This is a genomic window from Pantoea sp. PNA 14-12, from assembly GCF_004364735.1.
In the GTDB taxonomy this organism is placed as follows: Bacteria; Pseudomonadota; Gammaproteobacteria; order Enterobacterales; family Enterobacteriaceae; genus Pantoea; species Pantoea stewartii.
On the sequence record NZ_SOAJ01000013.1, the window covers coordinates 2245 to 5233 of the forward strand.

The 2989-nt window shown below is 54.3% G+C and carries 1 rRNA gene; it reads left to right on the forward strand.

Annotated features, from left to right (window positions below):
* Positions 1–21: 21 nt before the first annotated feature.
* Positions 22–2926: ribosomal RNA gene (locus C7434_RS21850) — 23S ribosomal RNA — on the forward strand.
* The last annotated feature ends 63 nt before the right edge of the window (positions 2927–2989 follow it).

The window sequence follows — 2989 nt, forward strand, 5'->3', positions numbered from 1 at the left end:
CAAAACGCCTGTGGGTTGTGAGGTTAAGCGACCAAGCGTACACGGTGGATGCCCTGGCAGTCAGAGGCGATGAAGGGCGTGCTAATCTGCGATAAGCGCCGGTAAGGTGATATGAACCGCTACAACCGGCGATACCCGAATGGGGAAACCCAGTGTGATTCGTCACACTATCATGCAGTGAATACATAGCGGCATGAGGCGAACCGGGGGAACTGAAACATCTAAGTACCCCGAGGAAAAGAAATCAACCGAGATTCCCCCAGTAGCGGCGAGCGAACGGGGAGGAGCCCAGAACCTGCATCAGCTTGTGCATCAGTGGAAGCGTCTGGAAAGTCGCAGGGTACAGGGTGATACTCCCGTACACAAAGGTGCACAGGTTGTGAGTTCGATGAGTAAGGCGGGACACGTGGTATCCTGTCTGAATATGGGGGGACCATCCTCCAAGGCTAAATACTCCTGACTGACCGATAGTGAACCAGTACCGTGAGGGAAAGGCGAAAAGAACCCCGGCGAGGGGAGTGAAACAGAACCTGAAACCGTGTACGTACAAGCAGTGGGAGCACCTTCGTGGTGTGACTGCGTACCTTTTGTATAATGGGTCAGCGACTTATATTCTGTAGCAAGGTTAACCGTATAGGGGAGCCGCAGGGAAACCGAGTCTTAACTGGGCGTTAAGTTGCAGGGTATAGACCCGAAACCCGGTGATCTAGCCATGGGCAGGTTGAAGGTTGGGTAACACTAACTGGAGGACCGAACCGACTAATGTTGAAAAATTAGCGGATGACCTGTGGCTGGGGGTGAAAGGCCAATCAAACCGGGAGATAGCTGGTTCTCCCCGAAAGCTATTTAGGTAGCGCCTCGTGAACTCATCTCCGGGGGTAGAGCACTGTTTCGGCTAGGGGGCCATCCCGGCTTACCAACCCGATGCAAACTGCGAATACCGGAGAATGTTATCACGGGAGACACACGGCGGGTGCTAACGTCCGTCGTGAAGAGGGAAACAACCCAGACCGCCAGCTAAGGTCCCAAAGTCATGGTTAAGTGGGAAACGATGTGGGAAGGCACAGACAGCCAGGATGTTGGCTTAGAAGCAGCCATCATTTAAAGAAAGCGTAATAGCTCACTGGTCGAGTCGGCCTGCGCGGAAGATGTAACGGGGCTAAACCATGCACCGAAGCTGCGGCAGCGACACTATGTGTTGTTGGGTAGGGGAGCGTTCTGTAAGCCGTTGAAGGTGTGCTGTGAGGCATGCTGGAGGTATCAGAAGTGCGAATGCTGACATAAGTAACGATAAACAAGGTGAAAAACCTTGTCGCCGGAAGACCAAGGGTTCCTGTTCAACGTTAATCGGAGCAGGGTGAGTCGACCCCTAAGGCGAGGCCGAAAGGCGTAGTCGATGGGAAACAGGTTAATATTCCTGTACTTGGTGTTACTGCGAAGGGGGGACGGAGAAGGCTATATCGGCCGGGCGACGGTTGTCCCGGTTTAAGCGTGTAGGTGTGTGCGCCAGGCAAATCCGGTGCACTTTACACTGAGGCGTGACGACGAGGCACTACGGTGCTGAAGTGATAAATGCCCTGCTTCCAGGAAAAGCCTCTAAGCATCAGGTAACACGAAATCGTACCCCAAACCGACACAGGTGGTCAGGTAGAGAATACCCAGGCGCTTGAGAGAACTCGGGTGAAGGAACTAGGCAAAATGGTGCCGTAACTTCGGGAGAAGGCACGCTGGCGCGTAGGTGAGGGGACTTGCTCCCGGAGCCGAGGCCAGTCGAAGATACCAGCTGGCTGCAACTGTTTATTAAAAACACAGCACTGTGCAAACACGAAAGTGGACGTATACGGTGTGACGCCTGCCCGGTGCCGGAAGGTTAATTGATGGGGTTATCCGCAAGGAGAAGCTCTTGATCGAAGCCCCGGTAAACGGCGGCCGTAACTATAACGGTCCTAAGGTAGCGAAATTCCTTGTCGGGTAAGTTCCGACCTGCACGAATGGCGTAATGATGGCCAGGCTGTCTCCACCCGAGACTCAGTGAAATTGAAATCGCTGTGAAGATGCAGTGTACCCGCGGCAAGACGGAAAGACCCCGTGAACCTTTACTACAGCTTGACACTGAACACTGAGCCTTGATGTGTAGGATAGGTGGGAGGCTTTGAAGCGTGGACGCCAGTCTGCGTGGAGCCGTCCTTGAAATACCACCCTTTAATGTTTGGTGTTCTAACGTGGGCCCGTGATCCGGGCTGCGGACAGTGTCTGGTGGGTAGTTTGACTGGGGCGGTCTCCTCCCAAAGCGTAACGGAGGAGCACGAAGGTTGGCTAATCCTGGTCGGACATCAGGAGGTTAGTGCAATGGCATAAGCCAGCTTGACTGCGAGAGTGACGGCTCGAGCAGGTGCGAAAGCAGGTCATAGTGATCCGGTGGTTCTGAATGGAAGGGCCATCGCTCAACGGATAAAAGGTACTCCGGGGATAACAGGCTGATACCGCCCAAGAGTTCATATCGACGGCGGTGTTTGGCACCTCGATGTCGGCTCATCACATCCTGGGGCTGAAGTAGGTCCCAAGGGTACGGCTGTTCGCCGTTTAAAGTGGTACGCGAGCTGGGTTTAGAACGTCGTGAGACAGTTCGGTCCCTATCTGCCGTGGGCGCTGGAGAATTGAGGGGGGTTGCTCCTAGTACGAGAGGACCGGAGTGAACGCACCGCTGGTGTCCGGGTTGTCACGCCAGTGGCACTGCCCGGTAGCTAAGTGCGGAAAAGATAAGTGCTGAAAGCATCTAAGCACGAAACTTGCCCCGAGATGAGTTCTCCCTGAGGCTCCGAGCCTCCTGAAGGGACGTTGAAGACGACGACGTTGATAGGCCGGGTGTGTAAGCGCAGCGATGCGTTGAGCTTACCGGTACTAATGACCCGTGAGGCTTAACCTTACAACGCCAGAGGCGTTTTGGGTTGAGAGACAGAAAGAATTTTCAGCCTTGTTTACCGGATAA